Source organism: Vibrio xiamenensis, from assembly GCF_900100015.1.
Classification (GTDB): Bacteria; Pseudomonadota; Gammaproteobacteria; order Enterobacterales; family Vibrionaceae; genus Vibrio; species Vibrio xiamenensis.
In genome coordinates this window covers 215,414-234,745 of the sequence record NZ_FNDD01000001.1, presented here as the reverse complement: position 1 = coordinate 234,745, position 19,332 = coordinate 215,414, and the positions used below count along the sequence as shown (strand labels likewise).

17 protein-coding genes are annotated in these 19,332 nt (G+C 46.5%); 1 reads left to right on the top strand and 16 read right to left on the bottom strand.

Annotated features, from left to right (window positions below; all coding sequences use genetic code 11):
* Positions 1 to 56: 56 nt before the first annotated feature.
* From BLS03_RS01025 to guaB, 4 genes are all read right to left on the bottom strand, one after another.
* On the bottom strand, positions 57 to 1,052 hold the full coding sequence (locus BLS03_RS01025; RefSeq protein WP_093268446.1) for an HAD family hydrolase: 996 nt from the start codon (positions 1,050 to 1,052) through the stop codon (positions 57 to 59).
* A 260-nt stretch (positions 1,053 to 1,312) separates the two neighbouring features.
* The gene (locus BLS03_RS01020; RefSeq protein WP_093268444.1) at positions 1,313 to 1,906 is read right to left on the bottom strand and encodes an acetate uptake transporter; all 594 of its coding nucleotides are present in this window, start codon (positions 1,904 to 1,906) and stop codon (positions 1,313 to 1,315) included.
* A gap of 255 nt (positions 1,907 to 2,161) precedes the next feature.
* Positions 2,162 to 3,712 (bottom strand): glutamine-hydrolyzing GMP synthase, encoded by a 1,551-nt coding sequence (gene guaA / locus BLS03_RS01015; protein WP_093268441.1) that lies wholly within the window; start codon positions 3,710 to 3,712, stop codon positions 2,162 to 2,164.
* A 101-nt stretch (positions 3,713 to 3,813) separates the two neighbouring features.
* Positions 3,814 to 5,277, bottom strand: a complete 1,464-nt coding sequence (gene guaB, locus BLS03_RS01010) for an IMP dehydrogenase (protein ID WP_093268439.1) — start codon at positions 5,275 to 5,277, stop codon at positions 3,814 to 3,816.
* A 217-nt stretch (positions 5,278 to 5,494) separates the two neighbouring features.
* Between guaB and xseA the strand changes: the two genes are divergently transcribed.
* Positions 5,495 to 6,817, top strand: a complete 1,323-nt coding sequence (gene xseA, locus BLS03_RS01005; RefSeq protein ID WP_093268437.1) for an exodeoxyribonuclease VII large subunit — start codon at positions 5,495 to 5,497, stop codon at positions 6,815 to 6,817.
* 10 nt (positions 6,818 to 6,827) lie between these two features.
* Here xseA and BLS03_RS01000 read toward each other — a convergent pair whose 3' ends face one another.
* The 12 genes from BLS03_RS01000 to mltA form a co-directional block, all read right to left on the bottom strand.
* Complete coding sequence (locus BLS03_RS01000; protein ID WP_093268435.1) at positions 6,828 to 7,055, bottom strand: zinc ribbon domain-containing protein; 228 nt, start codon at positions 7,053 to 7,055, stop codon at positions 6,828 to 6,830.
* 350 nt (positions 7,056 to 7,405) lie between these two features.
* On the bottom strand, positions 7,406 to 8,287 hold the full coding sequence (locus BLS03_RS00995) for a metal-dependent hydrolase (RefSeq protein WP_093268432.1): 882 nt from the start codon (positions 8,285 to 8,287) through the stop codon (positions 7,406 to 7,408).
* A 101-nt stretch (positions 8,288 to 8,388) separates the two neighbouring features.
* Positions 8,389 to 9,873 carry a ribosome biogenesis GTPase Der gene (gene der, locus BLS03_RS00990; protein WP_093268430.1) on the bottom strand — a complete coding sequence of 495 codons (1,485 nt, stop codon included), beginning with the start codon at positions 9,871 to 9,873 and terminating at the stop codon, positions 8,389 to 8,391.
* A 153-nt stretch (positions 9,874 to 10,026) separates the two neighbouring features.
* Entirely contained in the window at positions 10,027 to 11,187 is a 1,161-nt protein-coding gene (bamB, locus tag BLS03_RS00985) for an outer membrane protein assembly factor BamB (RefSeq protein WP_093268428.1), read from the bottom strand.
* A gap of 14 nt (positions 11,188 to 11,201) precedes the next feature.
* Positions 11,202 to 11,816 carry a YfgM family protein gene (locus tag BLS03_RS00980; RefSeq protein ID WP_093268426.1) on the bottom strand — a complete coding sequence of 205 codons (615 nt, stop codon included), beginning with the start codon at positions 11,814 to 11,816 and terminating at the stop codon, positions 11,202 to 11,204.
* Between the two features lie 68 nt (positions 11,817 to 11,884).
* A complete protein-coding gene (gene hisS, locus BLS03_RS00975) occupies positions 11,885 to 13,153 on the bottom strand; it encodes a histidine--tRNA ligase (protein ID WP_093268424.1) in 1,269 nt (422 codons plus the stop codon).
* A gap of 30 nt (positions 13,154 to 13,183) precedes the next feature.
* Positions 13,184 to 14,302: a flavodoxin-dependent (E)-4-hydroxy-3-methylbut-2-enyl-diphosphate synthase gene (gene ispG, locus BLS03_RS00970; RefSeq protein ID WP_093268421.1), complete on the bottom strand. Its 1,119-nt coding sequence runs from the start codon at positions 14,300 to 14,302 to the stop codon at positions 13,184 to 13,186.
* Between the two features lie 8 nt (positions 14,303 to 14,310).
* A complete protein-coding gene (locus BLS03_RS00965; RefSeq protein WP_093268419.1) occupies positions 14,311 to 15,237 on the bottom strand; it encodes a RodZ domain-containing protein in 927 nt (308 codons plus the stop codon).
* 321 nt (positions 15,238 to 15,558) lie between these two features.
* The gene (gene rlmN / locus BLS03_RS00960; RefSeq protein ID WP_093268416.1) at positions 15,559 to 16,686 is read right to left on the bottom strand and encodes a dual-specificity RNA methyltransferase RlmN; all 1,128 of its coding nucleotides are present in this window, start codon (positions 16,684 to 16,686) and stop codon (positions 15,559 to 15,561) included.
* Positions 16,687 to 16,856: 170 nt separating this feature from the next.
* Positions 16,857 to 17,285 carry a cysteine desulfurase sulfur acceptor subunit CsdE gene (csdE, locus tag BLS03_RS00955; protein ID WP_093268413.1) on the bottom strand — a complete coding sequence of 143 codons (429 nt, stop codon included), beginning with the start codon at positions 17,283 to 17,285 and terminating at the stop codon, positions 16,857 to 16,859.
* A 3-nt stretch (positions 17,286 to 17,288) separates the two neighbouring features.
* Positions 17,289 to 18,101: a tRNA cyclic N6-threonylcarbamoyladenosine(37) synthase TcdA gene (tcdA, locus tag BLS03_RS00950; RefSeq protein ID WP_093268411.1), complete on the bottom strand. Its 813-nt coding sequence runs from the start codon at positions 18,099 to 18,101 to the stop codon at positions 17,289 to 17,291.
* An 82-nt stretch (positions 18,102 to 18,183) separates the two neighbouring features.
* Positions 18,184 to 19,293, bottom strand: coding sequence for a murein transglycosylase A (mltA, locus tag BLS03_RS00945; RefSeq protein ID WP_425445087.1), 1,110 nt, complete (start codon positions 19,291 to 19,293; stop codon positions 18,184 to 18,186).
* Positions 19,294 to 19,332: the final 39 nt, after the last annotated feature.

Below are 19,332 nucleotides of genomic sequence, written 5' to 3'. Positions count from 1 at the left end.
GAGATATAAAAAAGGGTTAGCCAATGGCTAACCCTTTCTCATTGATAGCGGTTTAACTATTTATCGCTTGGGTAGATCTGTTTCCAATCGTTTTTCATATCGGCAATCAACCAGCCTTTGCTTTGTGCTTCATCAAGTCCTTTATCAAGCTTGCCAACTGATGAGAAGCGATCGTACTTCCATTCACGCTTATCATCAGTGTGGTGAACATACATCGCAAGACGAGCACCGTCACCCGACATCGTCCATTGCAGCATCGCTAAATCACCGTCAGAGTTCCCAAACGCTGCCACCGGGCGACGACCAATCGCCTGATAGATCTCAACCGGTTTGACTTCTTTATCGTTATTCACGCTGACTTCAGGCAAACGCCACATCTGCATCTTGCCATCCACTTCACGCATCTCTGCCGAAAGACGAGTGCCAATCACCTGCTCTGGTGGAATATTGTAAACAGGCGTCACCCAAGCGCGCATAAATGCATTGCCGCCGCCCGAAACGATGTAGGTTTTAAAGCCATTACTGCGAAAATAATTCAACAGCTCCAGCATTGGCTGAAACACCATATCGGTATACGGTTTGCCGGTTAACGGATGTTTAGCGGTAGCAATCCACTCTTTCACTTGCTTGTCGAACTCATCACTGGTCATCCCGGTATGAGTTGCAGCGACAATTTTAAGCGCATCTTCGCCAGTGAGTTTGTCCAACTCATTATTCAACACCAGTGAAAAGGGTTTGGTGGTTTTCCACTCAGGGTGTGATGGTGCAAGTGCTTTTACTCGGTCAAAGGCAAACAAAATTTGAAAATACATCGGCTTCTCAGACCACAAGGTACCGTCGTTATCAAACGTCGCAACACGTTCATCAAGCGGCACATATTGGTCGGAGTGCTCATCGGTCACTTTATCCATAAACTGCAAAATTGCCGTTTTGGTCGGGCCATCATTCCAAGAAGGTAGTGGGTCACTGGTTTTTGCCAGTGCAAACTGAGATGCCATTACAGAAAGCATCGCAAACAGCAGAACGCTCTTTAGCGCATGTATGATTTTCATTCGGCAATTCCTGTGCTTAGCGAATTAGGAGGTTAGATGCGAGTGTAAAATAGAACCTCGAACGAAAAATTAGATAAGCGTGAATTGCATGCGGTTAGGGTGAAAAAGCGTAGATGATCTCAACAATAAAACGCGCAAACACTGCGTCAACGCCTCACAGTGACAGCATTAAACAAAAACCTACGCGCAAAAAAAGCGAGCCTAAGCTCGCTTTAAGTATTGATGCTGATAACACGTTGATACGCGCTATCGAAATGCAATTATGCAGTAACCGTTTGTGCGTTAACTGCAGCTGGCTTCTTAGCGCCAACAGGCAGAACGGTACGGCCAAATTCATTGTTTAGTACTTGCGCCATTGCAAAGTAGATCGCACTTGCACCACAGAAGATACCGACGATACCCGCAGTAAAGCCAATTGCACCGCTACCTGTAAAGTCACGAGCTGCAAGTAGCGCAAATAGAATGGTCAGTGAACCAAATACCACGCGCTTTGCCACTGGGTAGCAGAAAGTACCAATGAACATAAAGCCAGTGAAGATACCCCAAAGAGCTAAGTACCAACCCATGAAGTGTGCAGGGCTTGCAGGAAGACCCATGTATGGCATAACAATCAAGCCAACCAAAGTCAGCCAGAACAAGCCGTAAGAAGTAAACGCCGTAGTACCGAAAGTATCACCACGCTTAAAGCACATGATACCGACAATCACTTGGCTAAGGCCGCCGTAGAAGATACCCATTGCAAGGATCATTGAATCCATTGGGAAAAATCCAGCGTTGTGGATATTAAGTAGAATGGTAGTCATACCAAATCCCATAAGACCTAGCGGTGCTGGATTGGCCAGTTTAGTCGACATCGATTGAGCCCTTTTCAAAAATGTGGATAAAAATTACGCGCGAATTTTAATCAAGGTAAAAATAAAAGATAGCTCTCATTTTCAAAAACTAAGTTTTCACTTTTAAATAATTAAAAGCATAAAAACCACATAAAAAACTTTGTCGCTCAATCAATACAAAATCACTGAAAAAGCCTACAAACTCAATGAATTTTGATGTTTTTTAGCCACAAAAAAGCCTCGACTAGCGAGGCTTTTATTTATACGGTTAGGAAATTATTCCCACTCAATAGTCGCTGGTGGCTTACCAGAGATATCGTAAACCACACGTGAAATACCATCGACTTCGTTGATGATACGGTTCGATACACGACCTAAGAAATCGTATGGTAGGTGTGCCCAGTGCGCGGTCATAAAGTCGATGGTTTCCACTGCGCGCAGTGATACAACCCAATCGTATTTACGGCCATCACCCATTACGCCAACCGAACGTACAGGCAAGAACACAGTAAAGGCTTGCGATACTTTGTTGTACAAATCAGCAGCGTGAAGCTCTTCGATGAAGATCGCGTCAGCGCGACGCAATAGATCGCAGTACTCTTTCTTGATTTCGCCAAGTACACGTACACCTAGGCCAGGACCCGGGAACGGGTGGCGATAAAGCATGTTGTATGGCAAACCAAGTTCAAGACCAATCTTACGCACTTCATCTTTAAACAGTTCGCGTAGCGGTTCAACCAAGCCCATTTCCATATCGTCTGGCAGACCGCCAACGTTATGGTGTGACTTAATCACGTGCGCTTTACCAGTTTTTGATGCTGCAGATTCAATCACATCTGGATAGATAGTACCCTGAGCTAACCATTTCGCGTTCTCCAGTTTCTTCGATTCTTCATCGAACACTTCAACAAACACATGACCAATGGTTTTACGTTTGACTTCAGGGTCAGATTTGCCTTCAAGCGCTTTCAAGAAACGCTCTTCTGCATCCACGTGAACAATATTCAAACCGAATTTATCGCCGAACATGTCCATAACTTGCTCAGCTTCATTTAGACGTAGCAAGCCGTTATCAACGAATACACAGGTTAGGCGATCGCCAATCGCGCGGTGAACCAGCATTGCCACAACAGACGAGTCAACACCGCCTGACAGACCAAGAATCACTTCGTCATCGCCAACTTGCTCTTTAATACGAGCAACTGCATCTTCGATGATCGATTCTGAAGTCCAAAGACGCTCACAACCACAGACGCCAAGAACAAAGTTCTCCAGCATTTGTAAGCCTTGCTTAGTGTGAGTCACTTCTGGGTGGAACTGAACGCCGAAGTATTTTTTCTCTTCGTTGGCCATTGCCGCGTAAGGACAAGTGTCCGTTGAACCCACTTTGATGAAATCAGCCGGAATCTCAACCACTTTATCGCCGTGGCTCATCCATACATCTTGTACGCCTTCAAGATCTTTAAACAGCGAACATTCGTTTACTTGTACTTGCGCGTAACCAAATTCACGCTCGTTAGAACCAGCAACTTTACCGCCAAGCTGTTCAGCCATGGTTTGCATGCCGTAGCACACACCAAGTACAGGAACACCTGAGTCAAACACGTATTGAGGTGCACGAGGTGAGTTAAGTTCAGTGACACTTTCTGGACCGCCAGAAAGGATGATGCCGTCTGGATTGAATTCACGGATGTCCGCTTCTTCTACGTCCCAGCTCCAAAGTTCACAATACACACCGATTTCACGAACACGGCGAGCAACAAGCTGCGTATACTGAGAACCAAAATCAAGGATCAGAATACGTTGGTCATGAATATTTTTCGTCATTTTGGGCAATCTTATTAGCTAAGTGATGAAAACGGAGGCGAGTTTACCCGCCTCACTTTAAGGCTTCAAGAAAAAGCAAACGTTTACGTTGGCTTTATTCCTTAGCCCAAACGGTAGTTCGGTGCTTCTTTGGTAATCTGAACATCGTGGACATGCGACTCTTGCATGCCTGCGCCAGAAATACGTACGAACTCCGCTTTGGTGCGCATAATTTCAATCGTAGCAGAGCCAGTAAGACCCATGCTTGAGCGTAGACCACCCATTTGTTGGTGAACGATCTCTTTAAGACGACCTTTATAAGCGATACGACCTTCAATACCTTCAGGTACCAATTTGTCTGCCGCGTTATCGGTTTGGAAGTAACGGTCAGAAGAACCTTGAGACATAGCGCCAAGTGAACCCATGCCGCGGTATGATTTGTAAGAACGACCGTTGTAAAGAATAACTTCACCTGGTGCTTCTTCGGTACCAGCAAACATAGAGCCAACCATCACACAAGATGCGCCAGCAACGATCGCTTTACAAATATCGCCAGAGAAACGGATACCACCGTCAGCAATAACTGGAATATCAAATTCGTTTGCAACTTCAGCCGCATCCGCAATCGCAGTGATTTGTGGAACACCGACACCTGTAACGATACGAGTAGTACAGATAGAACCAGGGCCGATACCCACTTTAACAGCGCTCACGCCCGCTTCGATCAACGCTTTCGCGCCAGCGCCAGTTGCAACGTTACCACCGATGATATCAAGGTTTGGATACGCTGCGCGAGTATCACGGATACGTTGCAGCACGCCTTCTGAATGGCCGTGAGAAGAGTCGATTAACAGTACGTCAACGCCAGCTTCAACTAGAGCAGCAACGCGCTCTTCGTTACCAGCGCCTGCACCAACGGCAGCGCCAACACGAAGACGACCACGCTCATCTTTACATGCGTTTGGCTTACGTTCTGCTTTGTGGAAATCTTTTGCGGTGATCATACCGGTCAATTGGAATTCATCATTCACAACCAGTACTTTCTCAACGCGAGCTTCGTGCATTTTTTCCTGAACTTCTGCGCGAGTTGCCCCTTCATTTACTGAAGCGAGGCGCTCTTTTGGCGTCATCACTGAAGAGACTTTCTTGTTTAGGTCAGTCACAAAACGTACGTCACGACCAGTAATGATACCAACAAGCTCATTGCTTTCAGTGACAACAGGGAAACCTGCAAAGCCATGTTTTTCGGTAAGGGCTACCACATCCGCGATGGTCGCTTCAGGGTTAACGGTAACCGGATCAGTTACCACACCAGCTTCGAATTTCTTAACTTTACTGACTTCAGCCGCTTGTTGTTCAATCGACATGTTTTTATGAATGAAGCCAATACCACCTTCCTGAGCCAGTGCGATAGCAAGGCGAGCTTCAGTCACCGTGTCCATCGACGCAGAAATCATTGGAATATTCAGAGAAATATTTTTGGTCAGCCGAGTGCGAAGATCAGCTGTATTTGGGAGAACGGTGGAGTGTGCTGGTACGAGTAGGACGTCGTCGAAAGTCAGCGCTTCTTTGGCAATTCTTAACATTTGCAATATCTCACAACAAGAGTTTAAAAGAGTTAACCCAAGCTTTATCGTTTCGCATAATAAAGACATTTGGATTAGATATTGCGGTGGGATTATACGGCGAACGCAATCGCTTGGCTACACATTTTTGTAGATTTTATTTGCATTCTACCCCTTGATATGTATTATATTGCCGCTAATTTCCATACTCACGTCTTCGGAATTAGCCCATCATATTATGACCAATCAAAATATCTTCACCGTTTCGCGTTTAAATGCCGAAGTTCGCTTATTGCTAGAGAATGAAATGGGAATTGTTTGGTTGGTTGGCGAAATCTCCAACTTCTCTGCGCCGGTTTCTGGCCACTGGTACTTCACCCTCAAAGACAGCCTAGCACAGGTCAAATGTGCGATGTTCAAAGGCAATAATCGTCGTGTCACTTTTAAGCCCAAAGCGGGCAATCAAGTGTTAGTCAAAGCGCGCTTATCCTTGTACGAACCTCGTGGTGACTACCAGTTAATTGTCGAATCCATGCAACCGGAAGGTGACGGTCGACTGCAGCAGCAATTTGATGAGCTAAAGATGAAGTTGGCAGCAGAGGGTTTATTTGCCCAGGCGAGTAAGCGCCCTCTTCCAGAGCATCCACAACGTGTTGGCGTCATTACCTCCAAAACCGGTGCTGCGCTGTATGATATTTTAGATGTACTCAAGCGCCGCGATCCGAGTTTGCCCGTAGTTATCTACCCGACCATGGTTCAAGGTGAAGAAGCCGCAATTCAAATTGCTCAAGCGATTGGACGCGCTAACGCACGCAATGAGTGTGATGTGTTAATCGTTGGTCGTGGCGGTGGTTCACTAGAAGATTTGTGGTGCTTCAACAACGAAATCGTTGCCCGCACCATCGCCGCCAGCCAAATTCCAATTATCAGTGCTGTGGGTCATGAAGTGGATGTCACCATCGCCGACTTTGTCGCTGATATGCGCGCGCCAACACCTTCGGCGGCAGCAGAACTGGTCAGCCGTGACAATAGCCATAAACAACAGGCTTTTAGTCAACGACAACAGAATTTAACCAGCAGTGTATTGCACTATTTTTCTAAGCAGCAACATCGCCTAGACATGTTGTCGCATCGCTTGGAGCGCCAACATCCTAGTCAGCGCTTAATTCAACAAGCGCAGCAACTTGATGAACTGCAAATCCGTTTGTCACGTGCGATGAACCTGCGTATTGAACGGCAACGCCAAAAAATTCAGCGTCAGGAGCACGCGCTGCAACTGCACTCCCCTGTCCATCAGCTCAATCAGCAGCATAATCATCTAGAGCGTAGCCAGCATCGTCTGCAAGAAGCGATTAAGCGCCAATTGCTCAATCGTGAACATCAACTCGCTTTGGCCGCAGAAAAGCTTGATGCCGTCAGCCCACTGGCAACCCTCAAGCGTGGCTATTCAATCACCCAAGATAGCCAAGGTAATGTGATCACCGATGCGAGCCAGTTAAGCCGCGGAGACCACTTGGTTACTCGCCTAGCAAACGGTGAAGTACGCTCGACCGTCGACTGATGTATCGCAGCTACTCGCTTAGCGCAACAAATTCAAATTGCAGCCGAGATTTAGATTTCAGCTCATTACAGGTATTGCAGAAATAACTCGCCGCTCCGCACGCTTGCAGCTTTTCAAGTTCATGACCGCATTCTGGGCAATGAGCGATTTTACGATAGCGCTGGTCACATTGACGGCAAACATACCCCGAATCCCACTCAAGTTCTTGGTTGCAGCTTGGGCAAATGTTGTCACTCATGTTTTCTCTCCTCAATACAACTGACACGATCGTAAACGCGTGACCTTCTGCATCACATTGATCTTAATCACACTCACGTCATGATCACCTATTCAGCCGCTATAATTCCCAGTAACTTACACAGTAATGCCATCGCGCCAATTTTCACTCTTCGATTATTGAGATCAAAAAAGATCATTTCCAGATCGAATGCAAAAGACTCCGTGTTCAGCGATCACCCCTTAAAAGAATTTTTATATAACCACATACCGAAAGCATAAGTTACATGTGCTGTCTTTGGATTTTAAACAATATAAAAAACCAATTTTTATATTTTTAGGTAAGAAATTAGAATTTAATAAAAAGATCACTTAATGCGATGAGCCATTTACATGGGTGTGCATTTCGATAGTTTGGTCATCTATTCGCTTAAGTTCAACTTGGTACTCACCGAGCTCAGCAAGGGATTCAATGTGAGTGCCACCGCAAGGAATAATCGCTTTACCCTCAGTCCCCAAGTCACATTCCCAATAGCGTGAATCGGTCAAACACTCCCCTTCACAGCGCATATTGACTGCCGTACCTGATTCAACCCAAGACTTAAACTGCTGATTTAATTCGTTTTCAATCAATGGCAATTGTTCAAGCATCTCTGCTGTATTGAGGCCACGCTTACGTAGCGTCTTACCTAAACGGTAATTATCAATACAACAATCTGCGCTCACAAAGCTGGTTTGCTGAGCATAACTGTTGAAATCCCGGTGACCTAACGTGTCTTTTCTATCAGCATCTTTGCGCCAGAATGACTGTTCAAGTACTTTGTTGAGCGCCAAATAAGCAATGTGCCCAGCGCTATGACCGCGACTCAGTGCCTGTTGGTAGGGTTTCTCCACAGTCAATTCTACTTCATCACCTACTTTAATAGCACAATCTACTATTTCGATACGATGTACCACCAAAAACGCCCATCCCGGTGTATCTCTTTTTACACTGATCTGTTCACCGACTTGGAACGTCGCGCTGTCGGAGTGATAAGCACCAACCAGACAATCTGTGACCGAATAAGCTTGTGTACCTAAAGAGATGGTTCCTTTGTCTGCCGGATGATCAGGCCAAATATGGCTCACAGGATGAAATGGCGTAATATCGGTAACCACATCACAATAATTTGGCTGACGATCAATGTATTGAACCTTAGCATTGAGTTGCCACGTTTGGTGACAAAATCGAACTTGGGTCGGTGTGACTGTCATCGTAAATTCCTTTTTCTAAACATCATCTTATAAGCTACAAAAGTCAGCTGACATAAAAAAGCGCCCGGTAGAAACCAAGGCGCTTTTTTTTAATGCTAAGACTATTTCTTGCGGTTTTTCATCATGCTCATCAAGCGCTTACGCTTTCTGTCTTGAGACAATGTCGCTTTGGTGGTCTTTTTCTCAAACGGGTTTTCGCTGCTTTGGAACTGAATGCGAATTGGCGTACCCATGATATCTAATGACTTACGGTAATAGTTCATCAAATAACGTTTGTAAGAGTCTGGAAGCTCGTTAACCAAGTTACCATGAATGACAACGATTGGTGGGTTATACCCGCCCGCGTGGGCATATTTAAGCTTCACACGGCGACCACGTACCATCGGCGGCTGGTGATCTTCGGTTGCCATTTTCATGATTCGCGTCAGTACTGAAGTTCCAACGCGAGTGGTCGCAGATTTATACGCTTCTTGCACAGATTCAAACAAGTGCCCAACACCGGTACCGTGCAGCGCAGAGATAAAGTGAATACGAGCAAAATCAACAAAGCCTAAGCGGCGGTCGAGCTCTTTCTTCACATGCTCTTTTACATCGAAATCCAAACCATCCCACTTATTCACCGCAAGCACAATTGAGCGACCAGCGTTAAGTGCAAAACCAAGTAAGCTTAAGTCTTGGTCTGAAATGTTCTCACGGGCATCAATGATCAGCATCACCACGTTAGCGTCTTCGATCGCTTTTAGTGTTTTCACCACCGAGAATTTCTCAACAGTTTCGTTGATACGTTTACGGCGACGAACACCCGCTGTATCAATCAAAACGTATTCACGACCATCACGTTCCATTGGAATGTAAATCGAATCACGCGTTGTGCCCGGCATGTCATAGACGACCACACGCTCTTCACCCAAAATACGGTTGGTCAGCGTCGATTTACCGACGTTTGGACGGCCGATGATCGCCAGTTTAATCGGTTGATCTTGCAGACGCTGGAACTCTTGCTCCGCTTCTTCTTCGCTGTATTCAAGCTGTTCGTCTTCTTCAACTTCAATATCAGTGAGATCTTCCAACTGGCCAGTTTCTTTAAGGAACTGCACAGCAAATGGATTCAGCACACGGTCAATCAATGCACCTACACCACGGCCATGTGCCGCTGCGATTTGGTACATGGTTTCCATGCCAAGCTGCCAAAATTCGGCGCTTGCCGCATCAGAATCAATGCCATCAACTTTGTTGACCACCAAGTAGCTTGGCTTTTCAACTTTACGCAGGTGATTCGCAATCGCTTCATCAGCGACAGTCAAACCCGCACGGCCATCAACCAAAAACAGCACTACATCGGCTTCTTCGATCGCCGCCAGTGACTGTTTCGCCATTTCGGTTTCTACACCTTCTTCACTGCCATCAATACCGCCGGTATCAATCACAATAAATTCGTGTTCACCCAATTTCGCTTGGCCGTATTTACGATCTCGCGTTAGACCAGGAAAATCCGCCACAAGCGCATCACGAGTACGAGTTAGGCGGTTAAATAATGTCGATTTACCCACATTCGGACGCCCAACGAGGGCAACAACAGGTAACATAGCAACCTCTACAATATTTCTTTTATGTAGTTATAGGTAATCATAGAGCGCTTTGCTCTGTCTTTACCTATAACCACATGACTTAAATTTGACTCAATAAAACGGCTCCTAGCTGTTACCAACCAGGAGCCGAATGAGAATTGTATCACGTTATTATTTGTGGATCGTTAGTTTCTTTACTTCGCCATCGCGAGTTACCAAAACGTAACCACCGTCGACCTCAATTGGTGCGACTGCAAAACCGCTGTCATCAACCAATTGTTGCGAGACAAACTCACCAGTATCGCGCTCTAACCAGTGCAAGAAACCTTCGCTATCACCGACAACCAAGTAACCATCGATGATGGTTGGTGCAGTCAGTAAGCGGTTTTCCAGCTTATCGTTGGTCCAAATCTCAGTACCACTACGAGCGTCTACAGCGGCGAGATGATCGTTTTGGGTCACAACAAAGATGCGACTGCCATCTGTCGCCAGATCGTTTGCTGAAGAGTATTGGCGTTTCCATGCAGGCTTGCCTGAACGTAAATCGATCGCCGTTAATTGACCGTTATAACCCGTGATGTAAAGGATTGGCCCCATAACAAGCGGAGTGGCATCCACATCGACCAAGCGATCAATCTCAGTTGCGCCTTTTGGTGAGCCGATTGGCTGTTGCCAAATCAGTTGACCTTTATCGACAACAGCGGCAGCTAAACGTCCATTGGCCGTGCCCCAGAACACACCACCACCAGCAGCAACCGGTTGGCTGTCACCACGTAGCGTCAAATTCGGAACTTCGGTACTGATGGTCCATTTTTGCTGACCCGTTGCTTGGTCAAGGGCAACCAACATACCACGACTGGTATTCACGATAACCAGATTGCTGTCTGTGGTTGGCGCAGCTAGCACCTCACCTTCAACATTCGTGGTCCAAGAGACTTCACCTGACTCTGCATCTAACGCAACAACTTGACCGTTTTCGCTACCGATAAAGATCTTGTTATAGCCAGGAGTGATACCACCAGACAAACGTGCAGGAACATCTTGTTCAAGGTCACGTTGCCAAACGGTTTTACCATCTTCAGGATTTAATGCTTTCACAAGGCCGCTGCGACTTGCAACAAACACTTTATCGTAAGCGTAAGCAGGTTTTAGCTTTGAAAAATAACGGCCAACACCATCTGCGATAGAGGTTGTCCATAACTTTTCAGGTGTAAATTGATTGGTGACTGTCGGCACTGGGGCCATTACAACGGTGTCTTCTTCACTAGCACAGCCAGCAAGCGCACCCACAACAACAGCCGAAATCAGAGCCCGACGAAGCAATTTATTCATTCAATTATGCCTTTTTATTTGGCTAAATCATCCAGTTTCATTTGAAGAGCTTGGCTCGCGTCTTTATCTTGCTGAGCTTCAGTGTAGGCGATATATGCCGCATCTTTGTCGCCTTGGCGAAGTAAGATGTCACCACGAAGTTCTGCTACACGGCCTTGCCATGATTCATCTGTAATGGATTTAAGCGTATCAAGGGCAACTTGATAATCTTGCTTTTCAGCGTGCAAACGAGCGAGACGATAATTAATCACGGTCGACAACGCATCATCTTTGGTTGCGCCTTTAGCCCCTGAAAGTTGCTCGATGGCTTGGTCAAGTTGACCCGCTTCGACTTGAACTTTTGCTAGTTGTAATGCAGCCAATACCGAGTATTCGGTATCTTTGTTCGCATCAATAAAGCTTTGTACAGCCGATTGCGCATCTGCGCCTTGATTTTGAAGAGACGTCATAGTCGCTGTATAAGCTTTTGACGCAGCTTCTTGTGCTTCAATTACAGAATCTTGGTAGAAACGCCAGCCAAAAATGCCGCCCAAACAAATTACTAAGCCTGCAACAACGGGTTTACCGTTCTCTTTAAACCATTCTTTAATCTGTTCGACTTGCTGTTCTTCGGTATCGTAGAGTTCCACTTCCTGTCCTCTTAAATTCTAAAAAAATGGTGACGTCAACATCACCATTTAATATTTGGTTTTTGAACTTAAATCAGTTCTGCGAGTTTCGCTGCTACTTCACTTTGTGGGTATGTCGTTTGCTCACCACCAGCGAGGTCTTTAACCACGACAGTGCTTTCAGCAACTTCATTTTCACCCAAAACAAGAGCCACAGCCGCTCCGACTTTGTCGGCGCGCTTGAATTGTTTTTTAAAGTTACCGCCGCCGAAGTGATTCATCACTCGAAGACCAGGAACTTGTTCGCGCAACTGTTCGGCCAGTTTCATACCAGCCATCATTGTACCTTCTCCGGCTGTCACAACGTAGACATCAACGCTACGACGAACCTCGTTTAGCTCTAAAGTTTCAAGCATGAGAACCAAACGCTCTAATCCCATTGCAAAACCGACCGCTGGTGTTGCCTTACCGCCAAGCTGTTCAACCAGCCCATCGTAACGGCCACCACCACACACGGTACCTTGCGCACCTAGGCTTTCAGTAATCCATTCAAAAACAGTGCGGTTATAGTAATCGAGTCCACGTACCAAGCGTTCATTTACTGTGTATTCGATACCTGCAGCGCTAAGAAGTTCACACAAACCGGTAAAATGTTGTTTAGATTCATCGTCTAAGTAATCAGATAGACGCGGCGCATCACCCAGAATCGCTTGAACATCTGGGTTTTTGCTATCCAAAACACGCAACGGGTTGGTGTGCATACGGCGTTTGCTGTCTTCGTCAAGAACATCCATATGTTGCTCAAGGAACGCAATTAAAGCGGTACGATAATTTTGACGCGCTTCAAGCGAACCGATCGAATTGAGTTCTAAACGAACGTGTTTATCAATACCCAGTTCACGCCATAGACGAGCGGTCATCATGATAAGTTCAGCGTCAACATCCGGACCGTCAAGGCCAAACACCTCAACACCACACTGATGGAACTGACGATAACGACCTTTTTGTGGACGCTCATGACGGAACATTGGACCCATGTACCACAGGCGCTGTTCTTGGTTGTACAACAGACCGTTTTCAATTCCTGAACGCACGCAGCCTGCGGTGCCTTCAGGGCGCAATGTTAGGCTGTCGCCGTTGCGGTCTTCAAAAGTATACATCTCTTTCTCAACCACATCGGTCACTTCACCAATCGCACGGCTAAATAGATGAGTCATCTCAACGATTGGCATACGCACTTCATTGTAACCGTATGCGCTGATTACATTTTTAGCTGTGTTCTCTAGCTTCTGCCAAAGCGGAGATTGAGTTGGGAGGCAGTCGTTCATGCCTCGAATTGCTTGAATAGTTTTTGCCACAATACTTACCGAAATTCTGGTTGAGATGAATTAGTCTTTAACATCGATGTTGATACGGTTATTGTCGTCCATCATCGCTGCTTTGGCTCGAATTTTTGCTTCGAGTTGGTCGATCAAATCATTGTTATCGAAACGCTCTTTTTGGCGTTTGCCATCTTCGTAAAAAGCACTTTTCTTAGCGCTACCAGCCAGGCCAAGATGCGACACTTCCGCTTCACCAGGGCCATTAACTACGCAGCCAATGATCGACACATCCATCGGCGTCAAAATATCTTCAAGCCGCTGCTCGAGTGCATTTACGGTACCAATCACATCAAATTCTTGGCGTGAACAGCTTGGGCACGCGATAAAGTTAATGCCTCGTGAGCGAATACGCAGTGATTTCAAGATATCAAAACCGACTTTGATCTCTTCAACAGGGTTGGCCGCCAAAGAGATGCGTAGCGTATCGCCAATTCCCTCTGCCAGCAACATGCCTAAACCAACGGATGACTTGACCGCACCAGCTCGAGCACCACCCGCTTCGGTGATCCCAAGGTGGAGAGGCTGATCAATCTGTTTGGCGAGCAAGCGGTAAGAGTCAACCGCAAGGAAGACATCTGATGCTTTAACGCTGACTTTAAACTGATCAAAGTTCAGGCGATCAAGAATATCCACGTGACGCATTGCCGATTCAACGAGAGCTTCTGGCGTCGGTTCGCCGTATTTCATCTGGATGTCTTTTTCCAATGAACCGCCGTTTACGCCAATACGAATAGGAATATTTTTATCACGTGCGCAATCGACCACCGCGCGAATTCGGTCTTCTTTACCGATATTGCCAGGGTTGATGCGTAGACAGTCAACACCGTACTCCGCCACTTTCAGTGCGATACGGTAGTCAAAGTGAATATCTGCAACCAGCGGTACTTTGACTTGCTGTTTGATAAGTTTGAACGCTTCTGCCGCTTCCATGGTAGGAACGGAAACGCGGACGATATCAGCGCCCACGTTTTCAAGAGATCGAATTTGCGCAACCGTCGCTTCAACATCGGTTGTACGCGTATTGGTCATGGACTGCACCGCAATCGGTGCGCCATCACCAATAGGAACGTCGCCCACATAAATACGTTTAGATGGACGACGTTTAATCGGGGATTCGTGTTGCATAGTCTTTTCTAAGGTAAGGTGAATCTAGCTACTTTGCCGGAAGTATACCCAGAAAGGTCAACAGGTTCACTTGCTAATGTCATGGAGACGTTTTCTGGAGCGCCTAAAACGACACGATACGGCTTAGTGCCTAGCAATTCTACACTTTGACCGGCTTTTTTTACGCCTGTCGCTAAAGTTTTACCTGAAGCGTCTTTGACTTGAATCCAGCAATCGGCGTCAAACGACATCACGAGGTGATTTTCTGCCACCGCAGGGGTTGCTGGTTCAGCCGCTTCAGGCTCTGTAGGCTCTTGAATTTCTGCGACTTCGTCTGCTGGCTGTTCAGCATCTGCTGCTGGTTCTTCGGTTGAATCTTCTGCTGCAGAGGCTTGCGTTTCGATCTGTTGATCTTCGGCATCTTCCAATGCTTCAAGAGAGGTGAAATCGGTCGTGGTTGGTGACTCTTCGCCTGCAGCGCTTGCTGGCGTTTGAGTTTGCGCTGCGCTATTGAGTTTCTCAGCCGCTAAATCGTCATTCTTTTGGTTTTGCCACCACCATACCGAGGAGATACCAATAATAATGGCAAAAATCCCCCAAGTGAGTAGCATGATGCGACTGTCGTGCTTTTCTTTATTCGTTTTGCGAGAAAAGCTCTGCATTTCATGATCTTGCGGCTTAACACCACCGCTCACATCCAATGCCCCCAACACCTCAGTTTCATTTAAACCGACCGCTTTCGCATACGAGCGTAAATAACCACGAGTAAAAGTTGCAACTTGACCATCTTCAAAATTATTGTCTTCAATATTTTGAATGATGGCTAAACGCAGGCGAAGTCTGTCTGCAATTTGTTTTTGGCTAAGTCCTAATTGTTCACGTTTTTGTTTTAAAAGTGTACCTGGCTGCAGTAATGGAGAGGTTTCGTTCTGTTCTAGTTCGTTTTCAATACTCATAAGGAGTGATATCTCTTTAATTTGTAGCCAAACCTAATGCCACTTTTGTTTTTGTTCATTTAGTAGTGACACTCATTCAGGCGTAATGTTTGGAAATTGAATCATAAAGATCTGCCTATTTTGATGAAATCGTCTCAAATAGGATAAATCAATTAGTTAATTCAACATTCTAATAGATATTAGTCAATACACAACACGACGAAGCTTTAGAAATCGCAGACGGGTCAAGCTTTTTCCCAAAATTAACAAACGAGTGACCTCAACCTGTCGTCTTGCAAATAAAAAAGCCGAAGTTATTACTTCGGCCTTATGAATCAGGTCTTACTGCATCGCTTTGACCGGGATAGCTTCCCCTTTGGCAGCAGCGAGCATTTTTGTACGTTTGGTACGGTCGATAACATCACCCACAAGTTGACCACAAGCCGCATCAATATCATCCCCACGGGTCTTACGTACCGTGACGGTATGACCCAGTTGCATGAGCGTCTTTTGGAAACGGTCGATGCGAGAATTGCTCGGCTTTTTATATGGCGAACCTGGATATGGGTTAAATGGAATCAAGTTGATTTTACACGGCGTGTCTTTCATCAACTGAGCCAATTCGCGTGCGTGGTCCATGTCATCGTTAACATGATCAAGCAGCACATATTCGACAGTAACTTTGCCGCGGTTGGCATTGGAGGAGGCGATATAACGACGCACTGAAGCAAGAAAGTCTTCGATATCCCAACGGTCATTAATCGGCATGATTTCGCTACGCAACTTGTCGTTTGGCGCGTGTAAAGAAATCGCCAATGCGACATCAATCTTGCCAGTCATTTGGTCAAGACCAGAAACCACGCCTGAGGTAGAAACCGTCACGCGGCGTTTTGATAAACCAAACGCGTTGTCATCAAGCATTAATTCCAGTGCTGGGAGCAAGTTTTTCATGTTCAACAGCGGCTCGCCCATACCCATCATTACGACATTAGTAATTGGACGGCGACCGGTCTCTTTCTCAAGCCCGATTTCGCGAGCAGCGCGCCACAACTGGCCGATGATCTCTGAAACTTTTAAGTTACGGTTAAAGCCTTGCTGAGCGGTTGAGCAGAACTTACATTCCAGCGCACAGCCGACTTGCGATGAAATACACAAGGTCGCGCGGTCATCTTCAGGAATGTAGACGGTTTCCACGTCTTGATCGCCAACACGCATCGCCCATTTGATGGTGCCATCAGACGAATGCTGCGCTTCAGAGACAAACGGCGCTTTCACTTCACAGCGTTCGATCAGCTTAGCTTGCAACTTCTTATTGATGTTGGTCATTTTCTCGAAATCATCAACACCGAAATGGTAGATCCACTTCATGACTTGATCGGCACGAAACGCTTTTTCACCCAGCTCTTCAGCGAAAAACTCACGCAACCCCTTGCGATCAAAATCGAGTAGATTGATTTTCTCAGTGGTCATGAAACCTCACAAATGACGGAACAATAATTAAGGGCGCGAATTGTACAGCCTTTACTCAGTGACAACAAGAGGTGTAACACCCTGTAATTACTAAGGCATTAAAAACGCAGTGATTAAAGTTTATACAGTAAAAATTCTCTGTAAAGCGCAATAATAAGCGCGCTTCAAGTCTAGGCGGTTTGCTGTTTGATTTGCTCGACAATGGCTTTTAAGCCATTACCGCGCGATGGGCTTAAATGCGTAATTAACCCCAGTTGATCAAAGTAAGTGTCGATATCAAAGTGCTGAATTTGCTCGGCGGTTTTTCCATTGAACGCGGCCATCACCAATGCAATCAGCCCGCGTACGATACGCGCATCAGAATCTGCGCAAAAGAACCACTGCCCATCGACACATTCACTCACTAACCAAACACTGCTTTCACAACCCGCAACCGAGACTTGATCGCTTTTTAACTCGTTTGGCATGTTCGGCAATTGCTTACCCCACATGATGACTTGGCGATAACGCGCTTCCCAACCAGCCAATGGCTGCATGGTGGCAATCACATCGTCAGCACCAATCTGCTGACCAAACGGAGAACTTGGCAATGAACTCATAAATTAAGCTTTGGTGTGTTTTTGAATCAATTTTTCAATGATACGGGAAACGGCGACAAAACCAAATGTCGCGGTCACGACAGTAGCGGCGCCAAAACCGCTGGCACAATCCATGCGTTTTGGTCCTTCAGCGGTGGCTTTTACGCCGCACACACTACCATCCGCTTGCGGATATTTAAGCTGCTCGGTCGAAAACACGCAGTCAATGCCAAACTTACGCTGCGGATTGGTTGGAAAATTATGGTGACGACGCAAAGTGTCTTTGATTTTCTTGGCCAGCGGGTCTTGGATAGTTTTGGTCAGATCGGCGATTTTAATTTGCGTCGGGTCGGTTTGACCACCTGCCCCACCAGTAGTAATAACTTTGATTTTGTTACTGCGACAGTAGGCCAACAACGAAGCTTTCGCGCGCACGCTGTCAATCGCATCCAGCACATAATCATACTGTTTCGACAAATATTCGTGCTGATTGTCAGGGGTAATGAAGTCGTCAATCAAATTGACTTTACACTCTGGGTTAATCAGACGGATGCGCTCCGCCATGACTTCAATTTTACTCTGGCCAACACTGCCGCTCATCGCATGGATCTGACGATTGATATTGGTGACGCACACGTCGTCCATATCGATCAAGGTCAGTTCACCGATACCGCTGCGCGCCAGAGCTTCCACCGCCCAAGAGCCAACACCACCAATACCGATCACACATACATGAGCTGCGCGAAGAATCTCGACCTGCTGATCACCATACAAACGGCGAGTGCCGCCAAAACGCTGGTTATAGCTGTCAGAAGCTGGAGTCTCAAGTTCACGCATAATGATGTCCAATCGGTACAAAAACAAAGAGTGCGATTTATACGCACTCTTGGGGAAAATGTCTAGGTTTTGCCAAGCCAGGCTACTGTTTCTTTTCTGGCGGCATTGCCCAAGGCGCTTGGGTTGGTGAATTTTCTAGGCCCAACTTCCACACTCGGCCAAAATGCTTATAGTGGCCTGCATCAGTACCAGCACGCGGCCCCATACCATGGTAAAGATCGAGGTGATTTTGTTTCACCGCACCGCCAGTATCGAGCACGATAAGCAAACGCAGTTGGTGCGCGCCGCTCCAAGTGCCATCGGCGTTCAGTAGCGGTACTTCGGCAAGAATCGGGGTTCCCATTGGAAATACGCTTCTATCGCCCGCCACCGATGCCATTGGCAAAAGTGGAATACCCGCCGTGCCAGTCACCGGCGCGGCTGCGCGCGGCTCAAAGAACACAAACGATGGGTTTTGCTCAAGCAGTTCTTTTACCGTTTGCTCATCATGAGCCAGAACCCACTCTTTGATCGCTTTAAGCGACATATCTTCACGCGCGACTTCGCCGCGATCAATCAGCACCTTACCGATACTGATATACGCTTTGTTGTTTTTGCCCGAATAGGCGAAATACTCCAGAGTGTCATCTTCATAATGGACGAAACCGCTGCCCTGCACTTCCATAATAAAAGGGTCAATCATGTTAGCGGCATAGCCAAGTTCTAGTCCTTGGCCGGTTAAAGCACCGTCATAGATTTCTTGGCGTGTCGGGCAATCTTGGTCGCATTGCGGTTTAGCATACACTGGGTACTTAAACTGGCTATCAGCAGTATGACGTAACTCCATCACAGGGGAAAAGTAGCCGGTAAACAACACATTGCCTTTGCTGTCACCACCACCAAGTTGCGCCGCTTGCACGCCGTATTTTTCTAGCTCTTGCGGATCGCCACTTTCTAAAATCCAATCATTAAGTTTTTGATACAGAGGTTGATACATGCTCGCCATTGAAGGCGAGTTTTCAATCACTTGCTCGGCTTGATTGTAAAAAGTGCTGTAATCGCGGGGTTGGTTCGATTCAATCGACGTCACCGGATTCAAAATTTGTTGGAAGTCGCCATCTCGGTATTGTTGGGCACGTTCGGTTGGCTGCGCGCAACCAAATAATAACGCTAAGGTTGCGAAAGGAATGCATTTTTTGAACACAGGAATCATCCTCAATTTTAGTTGGCTGCAGGATGACAAACTCTGTTT